Source organism: Methylobacterium dankookense (assembly GCF_902141855.1).
Lineage (GTDB): Bacteria > Pseudomonadota > Alphaproteobacteria > Rhizobiales > Beijerinckiaceae > Methylobacterium > Methylobacterium dankookense.
Genome location: NZ_CABFVH010000001.1, coordinates 80,283 through 99,217, shown reverse-complemented (window position 1 = coordinate 99,217; position 18,935 = coordinate 80,283). Strand labels below are relative to the sequence as shown.

The 18,935-nt window shown below is 66.4% G+C and carries 21 protein-coding genes and 2 pseudogenes; 8 read left to right on the top strand and 15 right to left on the bottom strand.

Going from position 1 to position 18,935, the window contains the following annotated elements:
• Window positions 1–48 precede the first annotated feature (48 nt).
• The 4 genes from MTDSW087_RS00535 (at window position 49) to MTDSW087_RS00520 (ending at window position 4,167) form a co-directional block, all read left to right on the top strand.
• Window positions 49–978: a COX aromatic rich motif-containing protein gene (locus MTDSW087_RS00535; protein WP_144758658.1), complete on the top strand. Its 930-nt coding sequence runs from the start codon at window positions 49–51 to the stop codon at window positions 976–978.
• Window positions 975–3,077 carry a cbb3-type cytochrome c oxidase subunit I gene (locus MTDSW087_RS00530; RefSeq protein WP_144758655.1) on the top strand — a complete coding sequence of 701 codons (2,103 nt, stop codon included), beginning with the start codon at window positions 975–977 and terminating at the stop codon, window positions 3,075–3,077. The genes MTDSW087_RS00535 and MTDSW087_RS00530 overlap by 4 nt, the downstream gene beginning before the upstream one ends.
• Complete coding sequence (locus MTDSW087_RS00525; protein ID WP_144758652.1) at window positions 3,074–3,712, top strand: cytochrome c oxidase subunit 3; 639 nt, start codon at window positions 3,074–3,076, stop codon at window positions 3,710–3,712. The genes MTDSW087_RS00530 and MTDSW087_RS00525 overlap by 4 nt, the downstream gene beginning before the upstream one ends.
• Window positions 3,713–3,846: 134 nt before the next feature.
• Window positions 3,847–4,167, top strand: a complete 321-nt coding sequence (locus tag MTDSW087_RS00520; RefSeq protein ID WP_238179337.1) for a cytochrome o ubiquinol oxidase subunit IV — start codon at window positions 3,847–3,849, stop codon at window positions 4,165–4,167.
• Window positions 4,168–4,936: 769 nt separating this feature from the next.
• Here MTDSW087_RS00520 and MTDSW087_RS00510 read toward each other — a convergent pair.
• The 8 genes from MTDSW087_RS00510 to MTDSW087_RS00475 all read right to left on the bottom strand — a co-directional run bounded on the left by MTDSW087_RS00510 (window position 4,937) and on the right by MTDSW087_RS00475 (window position 11,953).
• Window positions 4,937–5,821, bottom strand: a complete 885-nt coding sequence (locus MTDSW087_RS00510) for an NAD(P)H-hydrate dehydratase (protein WP_144758646.1) — start codon at window positions 5,819–5,821, stop codon at window positions 4,937–4,939.
• Window positions 5,818–6,582: a histidine phosphatase family protein gene (locus MTDSW087_RS00505; RefSeq protein WP_144758643.1), complete on the bottom strand. Its 765-nt coding sequence runs from the start codon at window positions 6,580–6,582 to the stop codon at window positions 5,818–5,820. The genes MTDSW087_RS00510 and MTDSW087_RS00505 overlap by 4 nt, the downstream gene beginning before the upstream one ends.
• Before the next feature lie 251 nt (window positions 6,583–6,833).
• Window positions 6,834–7,910, bottom strand: a complete 1,077-nt coding sequence (locus MTDSW087_RS00500) for a patatin-like phospholipase family protein (protein ID WP_144758640.1) — start codon at window positions 7,908–7,910, stop codon at window positions 6,834–6,836.
• Between the two features lie 48 nt (window positions 7,911–7,958).
• Window positions 7,959–9,137 (bottom strand): zinc-dependent alcohol dehydrogenase, encoded by a 1,179-nt coding sequence (locus MTDSW087_RS00495; RefSeq protein WP_144758636.1) that lies wholly within the window; start codon window positions 9,135–9,137, stop codon window positions 7,959–7,961.
• Between the two features lie 54 nt (window positions 9,138–9,191).
• Complete coding sequence (locus MTDSW087_RS00490; RefSeq protein WP_144758633.1) at window positions 9,192–10,193, bottom strand: SDR family oxidoreductase; 1,002 nt, start codon at window positions 10,191–10,193, stop codon at window positions 9,192–9,194.
• Between the two features lie 43 nt (window positions 10,194–10,236).
• A complete protein-coding gene (locus tag MTDSW087_RS00485) occupies window positions 10,237–10,908 on the bottom strand; it encodes a DUF1989 domain-containing protein (protein ID WP_144758631.1) in 672 nt (223 codons plus the stop codon).
• The gene (gene gntA / locus MTDSW087_RS00480) at window positions 10,898–11,602 is read right to left on the bottom strand and encodes a guanitoxin biosynthesis heme-dependent pre-guanitoxin N-hydroxylase GntA (protein WP_144758628.1); all 705 of its coding nucleotides are present in this window, start codon (window positions 11,600–11,602) and stop codon (window positions 10,898–10,900) included. Before gntA ends, MTDSW087_RS00485 begins: the two co-directional genes overlap by 11 nt.
• A 108-nt stretch (window positions 11,603–11,710) precedes the next feature.
• Window positions 11,711–11,953 carry a hypothetical protein gene (locus MTDSW087_RS00475; protein WP_238179336.1) on the bottom strand — a complete coding sequence of 81 codons (243 nt, stop codon included), beginning with the start codon at window positions 11,951–11,953 and terminating at the stop codon, window positions 11,711–11,713.
• Window positions 11,954–12,031: 78 nt separating this feature from the next.
• Between MTDSW087_RS00475 and MTDSW087_RS30670 the strand changes: the two are divergent.
• A pseudogene (locus tag MTDSW087_RS30670) lies at window positions 12,032–12,238 on the top strand (NAD(P)H-hydrate dehydratase); the annotation flags it as partial.
• Between the two features lie 203 nt (window positions 12,239–12,441).
• Here MTDSW087_RS30670 and MTDSW087_RS00465 read toward each other — a convergent pair.
• Entirely contained in the window at window positions 12,442–13,329 is an 888-nt protein-coding gene (locus tag MTDSW087_RS00465; protein WP_144758622.1) for an MBL fold metallo-hydrolase, read from the bottom strand.
• A 548-nt stretch (window positions 13,330–13,877) separates the two neighbouring features.
• Here MTDSW087_RS00465 and MTDSW087_RS00460 point away from each other — a divergent pair.
• From MTDSW087_RS00460 to MTDSW087_RS00445, 3 genes and pseudogenes are all read left to right on the top strand, one after another.
• Complete coding sequence (locus MTDSW087_RS00460; protein WP_144758618.1) at window positions 13,878–14,384, top strand: DUF2243 domain-containing protein; 507 nt, start codon at window positions 13,878–13,880, stop codon at window positions 14,382–14,384.
• Window positions 14,385–14,723: 339 nt separating this feature from the next.
• A pseudogene (locus MTDSW087_RS00450) lies at window positions 14,724–15,243 on the top strand (transposase); the annotation flags it as partial.
• A 61-nt stretch (window positions 15,244–15,304) separates the two neighbouring features.
• Complete coding sequence (locus MTDSW087_RS00445) at window positions 15,305–15,526, top strand: hypothetical protein (RefSeq protein ID WP_238179340.1); 222 nt, start codon at window positions 15,305–15,307, stop codon at window positions 15,524–15,526.
• Window positions 15,527–15,986: 460 nt separating this feature from the next.
• On the opposite strand, the gene MTDSW087_RS00440 is transcribed toward MTDSW087_RS00445, so the two are convergent.
• The 6 genes from MTDSW087_RS00440 to MTDSW087_RS31295 all read right to left on the bottom strand — a co-directional run bounded on the left by MTDSW087_RS00440 (window position 15,987) and on the right by MTDSW087_RS31295 (window position 18,902).
• Window positions 15,987–16,223, bottom strand: a complete 237-nt coding sequence (locus MTDSW087_RS00440; protein WP_144758612.1) for a hypothetical protein — start codon at window positions 16,221–16,223, stop codon at window positions 15,987–15,989.
• Between the two features lie 263 nt (window positions 16,224–16,486).
• Entirely contained in the window at window positions 16,487–16,693 is a 207-nt protein-coding gene (locus MTDSW087_RS00435; protein ID WP_144758609.1) for a hypothetical protein, read from the bottom strand.
• 20 nt (window positions 16,694–16,713) lie between these two features.
• A complete protein-coding gene (locus MTDSW087_RS00430) occupies window positions 16,714–16,911 on the bottom strand; it encodes a hypothetical protein (protein ID WP_144758606.1) in 198 nt (65 codons plus the stop codon).
• Between the two features lie 44 nt (window positions 16,912–16,955).
• Entirely contained in the window at window positions 16,956–17,324 is a 369-nt protein-coding gene (locus tag MTDSW087_RS00425; protein WP_144758603.1) for a DUF6481 family protein, read from the bottom strand.
• A gap of 104 nt (window positions 17,325–17,428) precedes the next feature.
• Window positions 17,429–17,638 (bottom strand): cold-shock protein, encoded by a 210-nt coding sequence (locus tag MTDSW087_RS00420; protein ID WP_142581428.1) that lies wholly within the window; start codon window positions 17,636–17,638, stop codon window positions 17,429–17,431.
• Window positions 17,639–18,716: 1,078 nt separating this feature from the next.
• Complete coding sequence (locus tag MTDSW087_RS31295; RefSeq protein ID WP_306421693.1) at window positions 18,717–18,902, bottom strand: DUF6538 domain-containing protein; 186 nt, start codon at window positions 18,900–18,902, stop codon at window positions 18,717–18,719.
• Window positions 18,903–18,935: the final 33 nt, after the last annotated feature.

Sequence of the window (18,935 nt, the reverse complement as noted above, 5' to 3'; positions counted from 1 at the left end):
TCGTGGAAATGAGCGTTCTTCTCATGGATCGACATGGACGGAGCCGCTATGCCTGAGACGGCTCTCCCGTACACGCTATCCGTCGGACGGGGCAGCTGGGACCGGTCGGTCGCGCGCCTCGCCTCCTCCTCCGCCGTCTTCGCGCTGCTGCCGCTCGGCGGTTGCAGCGTGCTTGATCACGGCATGCTCGGTGCCGCCGGCCCGATCGCGGATCAGACGCGCAGCCTGTTCCTGCTCGTCTGCGCAATCCTGGTCTTCGTCGCCGCCCCGGTCCTGCTGCTGACGCCGATCTTCGCCTGGCACTACCGGCTGTCGAACACCAAGAGCGCCTATCGCCCGCAATGGGGGTTCAACTGGCCGCTCGAAGGCCTGATCTGGATCCCGCCGACGATCATCGTGGTCGTGCTCGCGGTGTTCCTATGGCGCGATACGCACGCGCTCGATCCCTACAAGCCGCTGGCCTCGCGGCATTCCCCGATCGAGGTCCAGGCCGTGGCGCTCGATTGGAAATGGCTGTTCATCTATCCCGAAGAGGGCGTGGCGAGCGTCGATGAGCTCGCCTTTCCGGCAGGGCGTCCGGTCTGTCTTACGCTCACGAGCGGCACGGTCATGCAGTCGTTCTTCGTGCCGCGGCTCGCCGGGCAGATCTACGCGATGGCCGGCATGACGACGCAGCTCAACCTCGCGGCCGACGCGCCCGGCCGCTTCCGCGGCGAGAACACGCAGTTCAACGGCACGGGCTTCCAGAACCAGAAGTTCGCCGTCCTGGCGCAGTCGGACGACGACTACGCGAGTTGGATCGCGCGGGCGCGCGCCGGGGGCAGGACGCTAGACCCGGCCGCCTACGCGGTGTTGGCCACCCGCTCGATTCAGGCCGAGCCGATCCTATTCGGATCGGTCGCGCCGGGCCTGTTCCGATCGATCCTCGGCCAAAACGATCCGGGCCTGCACGCCGCCCACGGACATCACGCCCCATGAGCGAAGGCGGTCACTGGCTCACCCTGTTCGGCCGCCTGAACCTGCGGGCGTTCCCGTTCGTGCGGGCCTGGGAAGACCCCACCGTCAGCGAACTCATCGGCGCGTTCGCCGGTGCGCTCGTGGTCGTCGGCGCGTTCGCCCTCGTGGCGTTGCTGACGTGGCAGCGATGGTGGGGCCGGCTGTTCCGCGACTGGCTGACGAGCCTCGATCACAAGAAGATCGGCATCATGTACGTCGTGCTGGCCGGGGTGATGCTCAGCCGAGCCCTGGTCGAGGCGGTGCTGATGCGCGCGCAGCAATCGCTCGCGGTCGACGCCCCCGGCATCGTCGCGCCGGAGCACTTCGCGCAGCTCTTCAGCACCCACGGCACCATCATGATCTTCTTCATGGCGATGCCGTTCCTGACCGGGCTGATCAACTACGTCGTGCCGTTGCAGATCGGCGCGCGCGACGTCGCCTTTCCGCTCCTGAACTCGATCAGCCTGATGCTGACGGCGGGCGGGGCCGGCCTCGTGATGATCTCGCTCGCGGTCGGCGAGTTCTCGACCGGCGGATGGTCTGGCTACCCACCCTATACCGGCAAGGCGTTCCAGCCCGGTGTCGGTCCGGATTACTGGATCTGGGCCATCACCCTGGCCTCGCTCGGCACGACCATGTCCGGAATCAACATCGCCGCGACGGTCTACAAGAAGCGCTGCCCCGGCCTGCATCTCACCCGCATGCCGCTCTTCTGCTGGACCGCGCTCTGCACCGCGATCCTGATGATCTTCGCGACCCCGCCGCTGACGCTCGCGACCGCTCTCCTCGCCCTTGATCGTTACCTCGACTTCCACGTCTTCACCAACGATCTCGGCGGCAACATGATGAACTACGTGAACCTCTTCTGGCTGTTCGGCCATCCGGAGGTCTACATCCTCATCTTGCCCGCCTTCGGTGTCTTCTCGGAAGTCATCTCGGCCTTCTCGTCGAAGGAGCTTTACGGCTACAAGTCGCTCGCCGTCGCCACGATGGCGATCGGCGTGCTGTCGTTCACGGTCTGGCTGCACCACTTCTTCACCATGGGCCAGAGCGCCGACGTCAACGCCGTCTTCGGGATCGCGACGATGACGATCTCGATCCCAACGGGCGTCAAGATCTACAATTGGATCTGGACGATGTTTCGTGGCGAAGTCCGGTTCACGGCGCCGATGCTGTTCGCGCTCGCGTTCATCGTCACCTTCGTCCTCGGCGGCCTCACCGGCATCATGCTCGCGATCCCGCCGATCGACTATGTGGTCCACAATACCGTGTTCCTCGTCGCGCATTTCCACAACATGCTGATCCCGGGGCTGCTCTACGGCATGATCGCCGGCTACCTGTACTGGTTCCCCAAGGCCTTCGGCTTCCGCCTGTCGGAAGTCTGGGGCAAGATCGCCTTCGGCTGCTGGGTGAGCGGCTTCTACCTCGCCTTCATGCCGCTCTACGTGCTCGGGCTCGGCGGCATGGCGCGCCGCAGCCAGGCCCTGTTCGAGCCCGATTACCGTCCCTGGCTCCTCGTCGCGGTCTGCGGCGCCTTCCTGCTGCTCGCCGGCCTCGTCAGCCTGTTCGTGCAGCTCTGGGTCAGCGTGCGCGACCGGGACGTCAACCGCGTGCCGGTGGGCGACCCCTGGGATGCGCGCAGCCTCGAATGGTCGGTCTCGGCGCCGCCGCCCGAATATAACTTCGCCACGATCCCGCAGGTCGATCGGCTCGACCCGTTCTACTGGCGAAAGGAGCGCGGGGAGGCCTACCGGCGGCCGGAGCGATACGACGACATCGTGATGCCCAGGAACAGCTGGGTCGGACCGCTGGTCGGCCTCACCGCCACGGTCTGCGCCTTCGGCCTCGTCTGGCATATCGGTTGGCTGAGCATCCTCGGATTCCTCGGCATCTGGATCCCGGTCGTCGCCCGCAGCTTCGTGCGCGACATCCACCGGACGATTCCGGCCTCCGAGGTCGAGGCGACCGACCGGCGCTGGCTCGACCGGGCCCACACAGTTCAGCCCGTGCCGCGCGAACGCGAGACCGAGCCGGCCAATCTCGGACTCGCCCGGCCCTTCCCGCCGCAGGTGCCGGTATGAGCGCACGCGCGGGTGAGCCGCAACTCCGGCATGTCGGGCTGAACCTCCTCGACACCGACGCGCTGGAGCCGGGGGAGGCCGCGACCGGCCTCTACGGCTTCTGGCTCTTCCTGATGAGCGACGCGATCCTGTTCGCGCTGCTGTTTGCGATCTACGGCACCCAACTTACGGCGACCGCCGGTGCGCCGGGCCCGCAGGACGCGTTCAAGATCGGGCCGACCTTCGTCGAGACGCTGATCCTGCTGACGAGCAGCCTGACCTTCGGCCTCGCCTCGATCGCCCTGAAATACGATCGGGGCCGGACCGGCCTCGTACTCTGGCTCAGCGTGACGCTGACGCTCGGGATCGCCTTCCTCGGTTTCGAAATCGGCGATTTCCGCACGATGTTCGCCGACGGGGCGACGCCGGACCGCAGCGGGTTCCTCTCGGCCTTCTTCGCCCTGGTGCCGACGCACGGCCTGCACGTTGCGGCGGGCTGCCTCTGGATCGTGGTGATGCTGGCGCAGATCGCGGTGTTCGGGACCGACGCGAGGTTCAAGCTGAACCTGCTGAAGCTCGGCCTGTTCTGGCACCTCCTCGACATCGTCTGGATCGCGATTTTTTCGGTGGTCTACCTGCAGGGAACGCTCGCATGACGCGGCAGGGACCATCGCGGGGCGCGGTGCTGCTCAGGGCCCTCGGTGCCGCCGGCTTGATCGGGCTCGCGCGGGCCGTGTCAGCTGGCCCTCCGCCACGGCCGGAGCAGATCGCGCACGAGGCCTGCCCCTCGGTGCGGTCCGCCGACGCGCGCCATTCCCGGCGGCGCGACCTCCTCACCTACGGCATCGGATACGTCCTGGCGCTGCTGCTGACCTGCGCCGCCTTCGCGGTCGTGACGTGGCGATGGGCGGCCGGCGCGACGGCGCTCGGCCTCGTCTTCGGCTTGGCCCTGGTCCAGGCCGTGGTCCATTTCCGCTGCTTCCTGCACATCGACCTGAAGCGTTCGGCCCGCGACGACCTTCAACTGATCCTGTTCTCCACCCTCATCATTGCCCTGATGGTGGGCGGCACCCTCGTCGTGCTGTTCAACCTGCGCATGCGGATGATGTAGCCGATCCGAGAGGCCACCGTGCCCCATACCGGAGGTGGCGCGGCTGAACCAGACATCCTCCGGTCGTGAAGACCCTCGACCTGTCTCAGAGATGCTGACGGCGGACACCCGACAGCCTTGACGTGCACCTCATCGGTCGGCCGGGCGAGCCCTTTCTCGGCACGGGGGAAGCCGCGAGGCCCCACTGGCGCTGCGCTCGCCAATGCGATCCGCCGAACCGCCCTCGTGCGACTGCGCGACCTGCTAATGCGGCCGGAGGGGGTGAAGGCGGCCATGGAGGCGTGAGAGATTTCCGCTTTGGAGTTGACGACAGAAACTCTTGGACGACAGCAATGGAGCGCAATGCCGAACAATCGACCTGCCAACTCCCGACCCTTTTCAGACTTTTCACGTCCGGCTCAGGAACGTCGGCCTCGCTTCTGGGAGCGGGCATTGTGCAATTCTGCTAGCCGTCACAACAGATCTGGGCAACGCATCAAGTCGGCCGGAGTTTGGTGCGAAATCTCCTGGCAAGCCCCAGCGTATGATGCAGCGTGGGTCGGCGGCCGGATAGCTCAGCACGTCGTAAATCATTGGCGCGTACGCCATATTCGGTCACGACAACCGGCTCGTAGGCAAGGACTTCGAGGTGCTCCGGCGCGGTGATGCCGAGGCCGCGCTCGCACTCGTCCGGCACGGAAGCGAAGCATTGAGCGGGGCCTCGTTCCGGCATTCGGCTTCTCTGCCGCACCGCAGGAGCCGGCTAGCTCGCCAAGGCGGCGCAGCGGCTCTAAGAGGCCGTCTCGCGAAGCAAGCGCGGCACCTCGCCGGGGAGTTCCCGGGCGAGGAATCCGACCGGGCCGACAGAGGCGGCCAGGCGCTTGCCGGCCTCACCGTGCAGGAGCACGCCCCACAGCGCCGCGGCCAACGGTGCCACCCCACGCGCGAGGAGCCCGACGATGATGCCGGCCAGGGTGTCCCCCGAACCGGACGTCGCCAAGCCGACGCCGCCGCCCTCGTAGTGCCAACGCGCGCCTTTCGGCTCTACGATCCAGGTCTGGGCACCCTTCATTACGACGACGGCCCGCAGAAGATCGACAGCCGCGAGCGCCGCGTCGAGCGGGTCGGCCTCGACAGCCTCCCGACTCCGATTCAGCAACTGCGCCATCTCGCCGGCATGCGGCGTGACCACCACCCGTCCCTCGTGCCGGCGGACGTCGTCGGCCTTTGGGGCCAGCCCGCAGACCGCGGCCGCGTCGAGGATGAAGGACGCATCCGGCAGCTCCTCCAGTAGTTCCACGGCCAACTTCGCGGTTGGGCCGTCTTCGATCAGGCCGGGACCAATCAGCAGGGCGTCACAGCCCTTGATCACCTTGCGCAGGCAGTCTGCTGCCCGTTCGCCGTCGATGCCGCCCTCCGGCGTCTCAGGGAGGTCGACGACCATGGCCTCGGGCACCGCCAGCCCCATGCCGGCGGCCCTGCTCTCGACGGTGGCAATCTTCAGCTTGCCCGCCCCCGCCCTCAGGGCGGCGACGCCAGCCAGCAGGGCGGCGCCCGGAACCGAGCGGGATCCCCCGATCACCAGCGCGGTCCCGCGCTCGTCTTTGCTGCCCTCGTGCTGCACCGGAAGCGGGAACGCCTTGAGGCTGTCCGCGGTGAGGATCTCGTGCGTCATCGGGCGGCCACGTTCGCGTCTGGCTCGAAGGTGACTGGCGCTCCACCCTCGGCGACAGGCGCGACGAAGTTGTAGCGCTCCAGCACCAGCTTGCCGGTGGTGCTCGCTTCTGGCTGGAAGGCGTACTCCGTCACCGAGCAATTCGCGACGTCGCCCGCGGCGTCGATGGCCAGGATCTCGGCCTCGGTCATCTCCTCGATCAGGTAGCGCAGGCACAGCACCACGACTTGGTGCGCGACGATGAGCACCCGCCGCTCCCCGTGGTGCAAGGAGACCGTGTCCAGCGCGCTCCTCAGGCGCAGGATGACGTCGCACCAGCTCTCTCCGGACGGTGGGCGGTGGTAGAATTTACCCAGGCGCCGGCGCATCTCGGCCTGCTCGGGATGCAGTTGCTCGACCCCCGCCCGGGTCAGCCGATCGAGGATGCCGAGCTCCTTCTCGCGCAGGCGTTCGTCGACGAGCGAGTCCGGCGCGCCCTCGATCAGGCCGCCCGCGGCGCGGATGCGCTGGGAAGTCTGCCTGGCCCGAAGGTACGGCGAGGTCAGCACCGTCTCGGGACGCTCGTCCTCCGGCATGTCGGCGAACCAGCGTCCGACGGCGTCGGCCTGTCGTTCTCCATGCGCGCTGAGCGGCACGTCGACATCCCGCTCGGCGATGTCGATCCGCGCCAAGCTCGCACCGTACGCGGCGTCAGCGGCGACGTTTCCGGCGCTCTCGCCGTGCCGCACGATCCACAACCGGCTCGGCCAGCGCTGCAGCATGTGGTGATCGTCCTCCCCAGTGTCCGGCAACGTCTGTCAGGCAAGCCGGTTCACGGGAGGCGGAACCGGCCCTCGCTCAGAGTCACCAAGATGCCCCATGCCTGCGCCTGCCAGCGTCACGCCTCGATCATGTCCCGGATCCGCGAGGCCAGCGCCTCCATCACGAACGGCTTGGTGAGCACCTGCGTGGCCGGCTCCAGGTAGCCGTTGCCCACGACCGCGTTCTTCGCATACCTGCAGAACTGCGGGCGCTACGCCACCGGGGAAGCCGTCGGAGGCCCTGCGGCCTTCGTTGTGTCGAGGCTATCGGGGAGGCCGAGGTACTCGAAGCGGCCACTCCCGCGCCCGCCCGACGCCAGCAGGGCCAAGCCCCGCATCGCATCGCGTCTGCCCGCGGCCCAGCGGTCGTGGATCGAGGACGGCGAGAAGTCGAAGCTCTTGGCCGCGAGCTCGTCGGCGCCGGCCTGGTAGACGAGGTGGAGCAACGTCACCGCCGGTCCCGCGGGATCGAGCCTCTCCCGCAGTTCGTACTCGCGCCTGAGGCCCGCAATCGCCCGGCGCGGCGCGCTGGCGAAGATGAGGTCGTTGGCCCGTTCCAGCACCGCGTCGAGGGAGGCCGGACGTGGCGCGCGCAGGGAGAACAGGTCCGAGGCGATGCAGAGGAGGTCCCGCTGCGGCTCGGTCTCGAACAGGGGGTCGAGTGGCAGGTTGTTCGTGTAGCCCGCGTCGCACAGGACGCGCCCGTTCACCTCCACGGGCGGGAAGGCGGGCAGGATGGCCGTGCTGGCGAGAATGTGCTCGGGCCGGACCACCTGGCGGGCGGTGTCGAAGTAGACCTCCTCGCCGGTTTCGATATCGACGCAGCCCACCGTCAGGCGCGTGCCGCCCTGGTTCAGCCGCTCGAAGTCGACGAGGCGCTCCAAGGTCCGGAGAAGCGGCCGATTGTCGAACAGGGCGACGTCGTTCGGCACCCATGGCAGGGCCGACCATAGGCCGGGCAGACGATGGCCGAAGATGCTCGGGCGCCCCCAGGCGAGCGCCAGGAGGGCATGGAGCCCGTTGTAGATCTGGCGCGGCTTGAGCAGCCCGGTCGGGCTCGGGCCCGTGGCCTGGGTCGCCTCGTCCCAGAACGCCCGGAGCTTGGCGACCCTGTCCTCGGGGGCATTGCCCGCGACGATGGCGGCGGTCACCGCACCGATCGAGGCGCCCACGACCCAGTCGGGCCGAAGCCCGTGGCCGTGCAGCGCCTCGTAGGTCCCGGCGTGATAGGCGCCGACGGCATTGCCGCCGGCGAAGACCAGGGCGAGGTCGCGCGTGTTGTCCGGCATCCGTGCCTTCGTGCGTTGAGGCCGTTCCCGGCCGTGACCCGGGCGGCGTCAGCCGTGCGGCTTGAACACCACCTTGGTGCAGTTGTCGGTCTTGTTGCGGAACGCCTCGTAGAGGGCCGGGCCCTCCTCGAGGTTCGTCGAGCGGTGGCTGATGATGAAGGAGGGGTCGATCTCGCCCTCTTGGATGCGCTCCAGGAGCGGCTTCATGTACCGCACCATGTGGGTCTGGCCCGTCTTCAGGGTCAGGCCCTTGTTCATGAGCACGCCGAGCGCCACCGGCCCGACCGGGCCAGCGAAGACGCCGGGCATCGAGACGTTGCCGCCGGGGCGGCAGGCAAGGATGGCCTGGTTGAGCGCGAAGGGCCGCTCCAGGCTGACCGTGTGCTCCATGATCGCGGACGAGACCTTCTGGAGCTTGGTGTCGGCACCGTGAGACTCCATTCCGACCGCCTCGATGACCGAGTCCGGGCCAAGGCCCTTTGTCATCTCCGTGAGCGTGTCCTGCACGTTCTCCTTCGACAGGTCGATGGTCTCCGCGCCGGCCTCGCGTGCGAGCGCCAAGCGCTCGGGCACGCTGTCGATGGCGATGACGCGCTTGGCGCCCAGCAGGTAGCAGCACTTCACCGCGAGCACGCCGACCGGGCCGCAGCCCCAGATGGCGACGGTGTCCTCCGGGCCGATATCGCAGTGCTCGGCAGCCTGGTAGGCGGTTGGGAAGATGTCGCTCAGGAACAGCACCTGCTCGTCGGTGAGGTTCTCGGGGACGACGATGGGCCCGACGTCGGCGTAGGGCACGCGCAGGTACTCGGCCTGCCCGCCGGCGTAGCCGCCGGTGATGTGTGAGAAGCCGAACAGGCCGGCCAGGGGATAGCCGTAGGTCTCGGCCTGCAGCTTGCCGTTCGGGTTGGTGCGCTCGCAGCAGCTCCAGTTGCCCCACTTGCACTGCCGGCACTCGCCACAGCAGATGGTGAAGGGCACCACGATGCGGTCGCCGACCTTGAGCTTGTGGTTGTCACGTCCGACCTCGATGACCTCGCCCATGGTCTCGTGGCCGAGGATGTCGCCGCATTCCATGGTCGGCATGAACCCGCCCATGAGGTGCAGGTCTGAGCCGCAGATGGCGCAGGCGGTCACCTTGATGATGACGTCGCGCCCGTGCTCGATCTTTGGGTCCGGCACGGTCTCGCAGGTGATCTTGCCTCGGCTCTGCCACGTGAGTGCTTTCATGGTCGGACGCTTCCGTTCGTAGGGTTTCGGTGTTGGGGAGGAGCCGGTGCTCGGTCAGGGGCGGCGCGGCCTCGGCCGCGTTCCGAGGATGACCGCTGCCGTCGCGGCCAGGCCGGCGGCGAGCACGCCGGCGGTCGCCAGCGGGTGCAGGGTCGCCCGGGTGTAAGCGCTGGTGCGCATGACGTAGACTGGTGGGTCGCCGCGGACCTCGCCGGCGTGCCGGGGAGCATGCAGGGCGCCCTTTGGGTTGCGTGGCTCCTCGGTACGCTTCTGCAGGGCGATGATGGCCGGGGCGAGCTCGTCGTAGGCTCCCGGCGCGAACTCCTTGCCCATCACGAACAGCTTGCCGCCGCCGCCCACGAAGATGTCGCGCTGCGGATGCACGGCGGCGTGCAGGATGGCGTTGGCCACTTCCTCCGGCGGGTAGATCGGCGGCGGCAGCGTCGGCTCGCGGTCCATGTAGTTGCGGGCGCGCTGCGGCAGGGGCGTGTCGATGGAAGCGGGCTTCACCAAGGTGACCGAGACCGGCGCGCCCTCGGCGATGAGTTCCATGCGCAGGGTGTCGGTGAAGCCCTTCACCGCGTGCTTGGAGGTCGCGTAGAGACCCTGAAATGGGAAGGCGAGGTCGGAGGCGATGCTGCCGACGTTGATTAGTGCACCCCCGTGCTGGCGCAGGTGCTCCACGGCGACAAGCGAGCCGTTCACCGTGCCCCAGAGGTTGGTCCGGATCAGGCGCTCGTGGTCCTCGTAGGCGATCTCGCGCAAGGGACCGTAGACGGTCAGGCCGGCGACGTTGACCCAGGTGTCGAAGCCGCCGAACTTCGCCACGGCCTTGTCGGCGATGGCCTGGACGTCCTCGCACCGGCCCACATCGGCGACGACGTAGGCGGCCTTCGGTCCGAGTTCGGCGGCGATGCGTGCGAGCACGTCCTCGCTGCGGGCGGCGAGCACCACGCGAGCCCCGCGCTCCGCGGCCATGCGCGCGGTCGCCAGGCCGATGCCGCTCGACGCGCCGGTGACAACGATGACCTGCTCGCGCAGCGGCTTGTGCGCCATGTCCGGTTCGCTCCGTGTCGCCCCCGAAGGAGGCCCGACATGGCTACGCTCCAGACGCCGAAGCGTTTCGGCCTGCGCTACTTTCGCCCCTGTCGTCTCCTGGGCGCCCGCCCTCGCGGGCCTGCTCGATCCGGTAGTGGATCGGCTCGAAGCTGCCGTTGTTCGACTGAAGCGCCGAACAGGCGGTCAGGCCGATGAGGAGGTCGGTCTCGGCCTCGAAGGTGATGCGGTCGCCGGCCCGGCTGAGCGGCGGCTTGACCGTGAAGGCGCCCGTGGCGCCATCGACGGGCACGTTCATGAAGCAGTTGAACGCCACCGGGATGCGGTCGGGCGCAACGCCGAACGGGGCGAGCGCGTGGGCGAGGTTGCCGAAGCAGCCACGGTGCGGATCCGCGTCACCGTAGATGATGCGGAACGTGTCGGACGAGCACGGCGTGAGCAGGAAGTCGTGCCGGCCGACCGTGTCCTCGACGATGCGCAGCAGCACGTTGGATCGGTTCGAGTAGAGCGGGTCGCCGGTCGTCAGGTAGATGCGGCTCGCATAGTCGAGCGTGCGCCCGGACGAGATCACCTCGTCAAGGTCGTGGCGGTTGAAGGCCAGGAGGTCGGCCACCTGCTCGCCGCGTGGGTCGATGACGGTGAGGCGGTCGCCCCTGTCGAGGGTGAAGGCCACCCCCGAGCGCGGCGCAATCTCGTGGACGGCGTTAGCGCACATCGGCGCCCCCGGCGTTCGCGCCGCGCGGCCGGAAAGGGCAGCGCCACCCCTCGCCGACGGCCCGGCCGCTGTACTGGCGCGCCTCCGACGCCTCGCCGTGCCGGGCCAACATCGGGTTCACTGAGCCGGCGAGCGCCTCGTCCCGCTGCAGGATGGAGGAGCGCAGCTTCTCGTAGCGGCCCGCCTCTCGGAGCTGCTCGAACTGGGCGTGCAGGTTGAACACAAGGGCTGGCGAGGAGAAACGCCGCGCGGGCCGGCTCGCGTTCGGGTGCAGGCCGACCACGAAGAACGCCTCGCCGGCGAAGCTCAGCGAGAAGTGCGGGCTGTCCGGCTCCTGGGCGACCCGGCCGTCCCAAGGATGGCCGAGCCAAGCGTCCTTGTCAGCGAGCGACTGCACACGGTCCCAGAGGTGCTGCTCGAAGCCCTCCTCGTCGAGGTCGCCCGGTCCCTCGAAGATGACGGCGAAGCTTTGGAACAGGTCGGGCCGCCGGCGGTACCGCGCCGCGAAAGCCATCAGCGCCGGGTAGATTCTCATGTCGTCCCAGGCCGAGGTGATATTGCGGGCGACCAGGATCCGCATCTGGCCCTTCGACAGCGCCGACTTGGCGCCGACGCACGGAAAGCCGGCGTCGCGGATGAAGGCCCTGAATGCCTCGGCTTGGGGGCGATTGGTATCGTCTTGGGGCAGTTGCATCGGAACTCGGCACGCACGTTGCACAATGCCTACGGAGCCGGCACAAGGCGCCGCGGCCTCAGGCAACGGCGGCCTTCAGGCGGCGTTCTGTGGAGGCGCCGACCGACCCTACCTATCAACAGCCAGCAGCCCCTCGCGGCCGAGCCGGGTGAGCGCCTCGATGAAGTTGCGCATCTCGGCCAGCCTGAGCTGCTCGTCGATGACCTGCTCGTCCAGGCCGAGGCGCCAGGCGAGGTCGCGCCGCTGCGGCTCCTGATGAAGGGCATCGATCTGCCGGGCATATCCCTCGACGTCGTCCTCGCTCGTGGCCAGCCCGGCCTCGACCAAGCTGTCCGCCTGTCGGCGCCCCAAATCGTCTCAGAAGCGAGCCGTGCCACCTTGCAAGCCGAGAAGGTGGAGATGGTATGGTCCATCTGGTCGAGAAGGCCGACGTCGGGCTCGGGCGATGCCTTGGCCGGCCTCGACGTCGGCCTGCTCGCGCGCGGGCTGGCACCGGCTGCAGCCGCTCTATGTGGCGTGTTCCTGCACGGGGAAGCCGGCAAGCGCCTCGCCGCGTCGGTTGGTCCGATCGGCTTCCTGGCCCGCGAAATCTCGGGCGAGGTGCTCCGGTTCTTATGCGAGACGGCAGGCCGGTAGGCTGCTCGAGCGCGTGACAACACCTGTCACCGACTTTCCAATGATGGCCCGCGCGGCATTGTTAGGACGACAGTTCTGTAGGCCGAACTCAAGGCCAGCGTGATGAAGGAGGTCGGCGTCTCGATCTTGTGCAGATCAATCGCAGAGGATTAGCGGGGACCGGAGGGGGCTAGGCTGAAGCGAGGACAGAGGCCGAGCCCACTTCACGGGGCACGGTATGCTGAGCCGTCCTCCACCCGAGCTGGCCGGTCGACGTAGCGCCCCTTGCGCGGCACTGCGATCCGCTCGAATTCCTGCGCGAGCGCGTCGAGGCCGCGGCGCAGGTCGGGGCCGCCAAGTGGTCGGCCATGACCGGTGATCGCACGCTCCGGCCGAAGTGCCGCAAGGGCGTGCACGGAGGCGCCGGCCGCCGGCCAGTCCACGGTGAGGTACATCGGTGGCCCACGGATTTCCGGCCCCTGCGTGGCGACGGCATAGACCGATTCCTGTGCCGTGGTGATGAACGCGTCCCCTGCGATGAGTGAACCGTCGCACTCTCGCCAAAGCGCGACATGACCTGGCGTGTGGCCTGGCGTGTGGATCCATCGCCAGCCGGGCAGCGGTGGGACGCTGCCGTCCTCGGGTAGGATCCGCAAGCGGTCCGATACATCGACGGGGCGCGTCGGGTAGAGCGGGGAGATCCGCGCCATCAAACCGCCGCCGACGCTCGGGTCGGGGGCTGGATAGGCAGCGCTGCCGTCGAGATAGGGCTGCTCCAGCGCGTGCGCCCAGACGGGTGCGTCCCATTCTGCGGCGAGATCCTCGAGCGCGCCGACATGATCGAAATGGCCATGCGTCAGCACGATTGCGGCGGGCCGTGCCTCTGGTCCGAAGCGAGTCTCCGCCGCGCTCCGGATCGCGGCCTTTGCGCCGGGGATTCCAGCATCGACCAGCACCCAGCCGCGATCGCCCGAGCCCTCGAACCCGACGAAGATCGCGTTGACGATGGCGAGACGCCGATAAGCGAGGTCCGGCGTCACAGCATGGACGCCGTCGGCGCTTTGCAGATTGTCAGCGCGCGCCTTCGGGCTGGTCGGGATCTGCTGTGCCATGGGAATTCTCCTGCCCATCGCGGTAGGTTCTTCCGGCGGGACTTCGGGGGAGCGCTTGCCCCGGAAAGAGCGGCGTCCAGGCCTTTGTTCCCGTGGAGTTGAGCCCTGTCCGCCGATGCGAAGGCCGATTCAACTGTTCGTCGCAAGACGGGCCCCAGACCGCCAATGAACATCCGGTGAGGGGCCTGGTTGTCATCGGACGAGGTGGAGAGAACCATGGTTCCTGAACCCTGCCCGATGGCAGCAGCTTCCGTTGACCCTCCGCACGAGCTGCATCGTCCAGAACGCCGTGTCACGAATCGGGCCGAGCACCGAGCCGGCAAAAGCCTGGATCATCATGATTAATTCAGCAGCATTGTCCTGCTCAGCATTGGCGCAGCAGGCGCCGCTGCCGCTCTAATCTTGCAGCGTGTGGTTATCGGCTAATATCAGGCTGCATGGATTCCGACCGATGATCGAGATCCATGCGCTGGGCAAATGATCGCCGACGAACCGCCGCGCGGATGGAAGACGACCCGCTGAAGCCGTAGCGCTGCCAGGAGGACGGAATGATCGTTGCGACGCGATCTCAGCAGCCTTCATTTCCGGTCCATGCGGGCATCCTGATCGGTCTCGGCCTCGGAGGCTTCTTCGACGGTATCGTCTTACACCAAGTGCTGCAGTGGCATCATATGCTGAGCAGCTGGTATCCGATCAACTCGGTCCAGAACCTCGAACTGAACACGCTGTGGGACGGCATATTCCACAGCGCTACGTACGTCTTCGTCATCGTCGGACTCTTCATTTTCTGGCGCGTCGGGCATAACGGCCACCTCGCCTGGTCGAGCAAGAGTTTTGTAGGAGCCCTTCTCATTGGTTGGGGCCTTTTCAACTTCGTCGAGGGCCTAATCGACCATCAGTTGCTCGGTGTGCACCATGTCAACGAGCGCGTGCCGCGGGAGCAATGGATCTACTGGGATCTCGCGTTCCTGGCCTGGGGTCTGGCCATGCTGGCAGCTGGCTGGCGGTTGATGCGTGCCGGCCATGTGGAACAAGCAGCTCCGCAAGCGCAGTGAGGCCGGCGAGATGAATGTCGATCGTCGGACCGTCTTGACAAACCTTAAGTCAAGTCTGCCTTGGCTGGTGCTCGGGTCAGCCCTGGTGCTTGCCACGATGCCGACTTGGCGCCCGCTGGTCTTTGGGGCGACACTTACACTTGAGGACCTTTTGGATCTACGCTGCCTGCCCCGCTGATGCGCTTCGTGCCGATGGCTTCAAGACCCTCGTCAGGCGGGCTTTGCTTCGGCTCGCTCGGGAAAATGCCCATTCGGAAGGTCTCCGTCGCCGGAGACCCTCCATGAGAGCCTGTTTGACTTGGCAGGAGAGTGGCGCGTTGGCTTCATGAGGAGAAGCCGATGTGGACGGACGCAGATCGTGAGACTTACCGGGATCGAGGCCGTCGCTTCCCGAGTGACCTGACGGACGCGCAATGGGCGACGGTCGCGCCGCTGCTGGCCAGCTACGATCCGCTCACGGCGGACCTCCGGGAGATGGTCAACGCCTGCCTGTACCTGGAGAAGACCGGCTGTCCCTGGCGCTACCTGCCGACCGACTTCGGTCCCTGGGAGACGGTGCGGACCTGGCACGACCGCTTCCGGGCCATGGGATCTGGTTGGAGATCGCTGCCCTGCTGACGCGGGCGACCGGCCGAGCCCAAGACCGCGATCCTGGACTCGCGGAGCATCGTGTCCGGGCCGCAGGCCGGTGTGCGCGGCACGCACGGCAAGAAGAAGGTCCGTGGTATCAAGCGCCACGTCTTACACCTGCTCCCGCGGCTTCGTTTTGGCGGCTCTCGTCACGGCGGCGAACATCCACGACACCCAGGCGGCCGGCTGGCTGTTCGACCGTGCCGCTCAAGCAGGCTGGTCTCCCGAACCGTGCTTCGCCGCGCTGCTGCTCCCGGCGGGGTCGGTGGACCCTGTTCGTGGACCGGCAGGTGAACATCGTCGAGGAGGGCATCGACGTCGCCGTCCGCATCGGCCACCTGTCGGATTGCCTAGTCACCCATGGCGATGCCGGAGCGCTCGCTGTCCTCGCTCCGGCGCTGTTCCTGGCCGCGAACGGCCTCGTCCTCGGCCTTGCGGTCATGACCGTGGCGTTGCTGGTAAGGGGCAGAATGTTCAATGCACCGGCTGCAGCCAACCAAGCGCGGACATGAGGGCACTTGGTCGCGGCCGAGCGCCCGTCTACGAGTACCGCTGGCGGCTGTTCGTTGTTGAGGATGTCGTGACCGCCCGGACTGGCCATTCCATGTCAATGGCAGCCTTCGGGGGCTAAGCCGCCATGCCAGCGGCTCCGTTCGAAAGGCTGCTTATGGCGCAACGGGGACCTGAGATGGGGCCTGAGCCGATGTCCGCTTCTCGGATAACGGACAGAGCCGCTTAGCGGCCGAGATGGGCGCAAAGCGGAATGTCCGGTCTTGCGCAAGTTGGCGATCCGGCATGACACAGTCTGACCGAAGGTAGAACAGCGGCTTTCGGGCAAATCACTGAGCTAAGCGGACCTCCCGGTTCGGCTAACACCGCTGCGATCACCCAGGTGCACTCCCAAAGTCCCACCTTGAAGCCGGGTCAGTCTTGCTCTGGCATCCGACCTACAGTTTGTACTCGCAGGCACTCTCAGAGGGCTCGTGCATAGCCTGGAATCAGGCCGATCATCTGCGCTGTGTCCTGTGATAGCCGTGCCTCGGTAAGCTCGACCTCCGCATCGTCCTTCACAGCCTCTTTGACCAACCGGACTGCGCTCCCCGCATCCTCGGCGATGATCGCGTAGAACACGGTAACTCGGCCCGTCGGCATCTCGGCATCAGCGCGGGTGACCTTCACAATGAGGGCAGTTTGGTTCGGTTCAATCATAGCTTGATCGTGTACAGAGTGGGCGCTCCAACCAAGACGACAGTGTAATTCGTTTCCACTTGCATTATCATGGATCGATCCGGCAGGGGGTTGGGCGTCTTATATTTGATTGATCTTATCGAAGTGATCCTGGCCGGCAACTCGGATGGGCCGGATGCCCAAATGAGTTGGCCGACCTTCTGTGACCGTCACCCTCGCGATCACTCCCCCGAGCGTGAGGCGTCGCAGGTGTTTCGCGAACGTCTCTATTGCCGGTTGATAGATCAGCGCCGCCGTAGGGCAGCCGCTGGGTTCAGATCCCGCTCCATAGCGGCCAGCGCGCTTTCGTGCGCCTTTTGCTCGCTCACGTGCGGCCGATCTGATCGCTCGGTGAGCTTGCCGTGCTTGCGCATCGCCCAGCCGAAATGCCCTGCGGGCTTCATCAGAGGTGAGACCTCGATGGAGTAAGGATGAGGTACAGCCTCAGTCATGATGATCACCTCTCCAATGCTCAGGACGCGAGAATCAGCTCGCCCTCGCGCATCGCGCGCTCGCCAGTTGCTGATCTCACGCGATAGGATGGCTCGCCTGAGCGATCCTCAGGCATCAGGCGAATCACCTCAAAGAAGTCGCTTAACGCGCTTCTGGAGTCAGCGTGTACGACGTTGACCAGCCGGACACGCTGGCCGATCTTGAACTTGTGAGACATCTATCGTCCTCCGTGAGCCTCGAATTGTGCGGCAGGTGGGCAAGCTATCGACGCGCTTTCACCTTGGCCTTGCGGGCAGCAAAGCGCGCGTCGCGTGCGGCCTTCTGCTCGGCGGCGAGGGCAGCTTGCTGCTCGACCTTCTCAGCAGCCAGACGAGCAGCTTCAGCAACCTTTCGCTCTCTCGCTGCAATGGCCTCAGCTTCGCGCTGAGCTTCGGCGGCTAGGCGAGCGGCCTCCCGTTCGTTAGCGCGAACCTCACGTGCTTGAACGATGGCCCATCGTGTGGCCTGCCGGGCGAGAACGGCCGGGTCATTCGCTGCGGGGCGTGCCCGAAGCCGGGCAATGGTGGCCTGCCGCGCCTTCGCAGCAGCCTCAAGTCGATCGACGAGCTGGTCGGTTTTGAATTGACCCACGTAGATTCCTTATGCTCACCATGGCGTCGCGCTGGTGGCGAGAAACAGATGAAGCCGCCCCATGGGGAGCGGCTCCGAACTCGTCTGTGGTTGACGAGCAGGGCTCAAGCGGCCTGGAGGCTGCCGGCCGACTGCTTGCCGGTGCGGCGGTCGGTTTCCATCTCGTAGGAGACCTTCTGGCCCTCAACGAGGTTGCGCATGCCGGCGCGCTCAACGGCCGAGATGTGCACGAACACATCCTTGCTGCCGTCCTCGGGCTGGATGAAGCCGAAGCCCTTGGTGTCGTTGAACCACTTAACGGTGCCGATGCTCATAGGTATTTCCGTATTTTTGGTAGGCAATCGAAGAGAGCCCAGCGCATGCATCGCACGCGCTCGGACGTTGGTCGTCGAAATGTGGGAGAGATGCAGAGTGCGCACCCGAAAGGGCGGCACGGCCGGATGTCTGGCCAAAGATCGATGATTAAACCTAACACGTCAGAAATAAATTCACAACCAAGCGGCCGGAATTTTCTGGAATTTCAGGCCTCTCAGCGGCGCATCTGGCTGATATAGAAGCCGAAACGGCTGTCATTTATTTTGTAGATTCTCGTCGAAAACCAGGCGCTGGCTCTCTTCGCCTGCGCATGAATCTCGGAACGCTTCCCCCGAACTGTGCACCCTATCGATGTTGCGGCGCCTTTGATGATCCGCGCGCCGACGCTCCGATTGATGACGCTGAAGGCCGTGCAACCGAGTAGCCGACCTCCACAGTCTCGCCGTGTTCGAAGCGCCTCATCAGGTCCTCGGCCGCGCTTGGCTTTCTGCGCAAGGCGAGCCGATTGTTTGCGAGGGCTGCGTTGCTCAATTCCCTGATCGCGATCCTCACCGTGCTTGCCGTTCTGCTGGCATCGGCGTTGGTCAAGCTACCGCTTTTGCCATTCCGCTTTGCTCGCGGATTGATGCGCCGGAGATCCGCCGCGGTCTGAGATTGAGGGGCGATCTCGCTTGGCCGGACGCCTGACAAACAGGGCGACATCGGCCTGCGCCCTCTCCAACGTGGTGTTGTGAGACGACACCGTCGATCAGCTGGTGCAACGCTGGCGCAGTCGGATGTTGGTCTCGTCAATCGGCACGGGCAGGGTCGCCGCCATGGAGGCAAGCGGACCGGGAGTGTGAAGCATGGGCCCGGCCCGCCCGCCGCACGACGAGATGAACGATATCCTTCGATATCCTCGTCGGGCTGCCTCAGCCTAATGCTTGGCTGCAGCGCTGGTTGCATCGGCTCAGCCGAGAGCGGGTTCGGCTGGCCTTATCAGTGGATGGGCGGGCGAGACCGCTGCGGGCTGCACTCGGCGGATCTACAACCGCTCAGCCTCCGGTCTCGTGGTCAGCCAGGATGGTGGCCCAGCCTTCACGGTCCGGCCGGGTACCTCCATGTCCATATGGCTTCGGCATGACGCTGTTTCGCCTCGATGGGATCGCGCGTCTGGAGGCTGAAATACTCGATAGCGCGTCCAGCGTGGGCGACGAGGTCGCTCGGAACTCGCTTACGCAGCCAGAAGATGCCGGTCTTAGGGTGACGGGACGGACGGGACATTGCGAGGACCATGTGCATCACCCGTGTGCATCA

Excerpts from the sequence above, each read along its gene's own strand:
- MTDSW087_RS00535 (WP_144758658.1), top strand. The coding sequence starts at position 49 with ATGCCTGAGACGGCTCTCCCGTACACGCTATCCGTCGGACGGGGCAGC.
- MTDSW087_RS00530 (WP_144758655.1), top strand. The coding sequence starts at position 975 with ATGAGCGAAGGCGGTCACTGGCTCACCCTGTTCGGCCGCCTGAACCTG.
- MTDSW087_RS00525 (WP_144758652.1), top strand. The coding sequence starts at position 3,074 with ATGAGCGCACGCGCGGGTGAGCCGCAACTCCGGCATGTCGGGCTGAAC.
- MTDSW087_RS00510 (WP_144758646.1), bottom strand. The coding sequence starts at position 5,821 with ATGACGCACGAGATCCTCACCGCGGACAGCCTCAAGGCGTTCCCGCTT.
- MTDSW087_RS00505 (WP_144758643.1), bottom strand. The coding sequence starts at position 6,582 with ATGCTGCAGCGCTGGCCGAGCCGGTTGTGGATCGTGCGGCACGGCGAG.
- MTDSW087_RS00500 (WP_144758640.1), bottom strand. The coding sequence starts at position 7,910 with ATGCCGGACAACACGCGCGACCTCGCCCTGGTCTTCGCCGGCGGCAAT.
- MTDSW087_RS00495 (WP_144758636.1), bottom strand. The coding sequence starts at position 9,137 with ATGAAAGCACTCACGTGGCAGAGCCGAGGCAAGATCACCTGCGAGACC.
- MTDSW087_RS00490 (WP_144758633.1), bottom strand. The coding sequence starts at position 10,193 with ATGGCGCACAAGCCGCTGCGCGAGCAGGTCATCGTTGTCACCGGCGCG.
- MTDSW087_RS00485 (WP_144758631.1), bottom strand. The coding sequence starts at position 10,908 with ATGTGCGCTAACGCCGTCCACGAGATTGCGCCGCGCTCGGGGGTGGCC.
- gntA (WP_144758628.1), bottom strand. The coding sequence starts at position 11,602 with ATGCAACTGCCCCAAGACGATACCAATCGCCCCCAAGCCGAGGCATTC.
- MTDSW087_RS00465 (WP_144758622.1), bottom strand. The coding sequence starts at position 13,329 with ATGGCACAGCAGATCCCGACCAGCCCGAAGGCGCGCGCTGACAATCTG.
- MTDSW087_RS00460 (WP_144758618.1), top strand. The coding sequence starts at position 13,878 with ATGATCGTTGCGACGCGATCTCAGCAGCCTTCATTTCCGGTCCATGCG.
- MTDSW087_RS00440 (WP_144758612.1), bottom strand. The coding sequence starts at position 16,223 with ATGATTGAACCGAACCAAACTGCCCTCATTGTGAAGGTCACCCGCGCT.
- MTDSW087_RS00435 (WP_144758609.1), bottom strand. The coding sequence starts at position 16,693 with ATGACTGAGGCTGTACCTCATCCTTACTCCATCGAGGTCTCACCTCTG.
- MTDSW087_RS00430 (WP_144758606.1), bottom strand. The coding sequence starts at position 16,911 with ATGTCTCACAAGTTCAAGATCGGCCAGCGTGTCCGGCTGGTCAACGTC.
- MTDSW087_RS00420 (WP_142581428.1), bottom strand. The coding sequence starts at position 17,638 with ATGAGCATCGGCACCGTTAAGTGGTTCAACGACACCAAGGGCTTCGGC.
- MTDSW087_RS31295 (WP_306421693.1), bottom strand. The coding sequence starts at position 18,902 with ATGTCCCGTCCGTCCCGTCACCCTAAGACCGGCATCTTCTGGCTGCGT.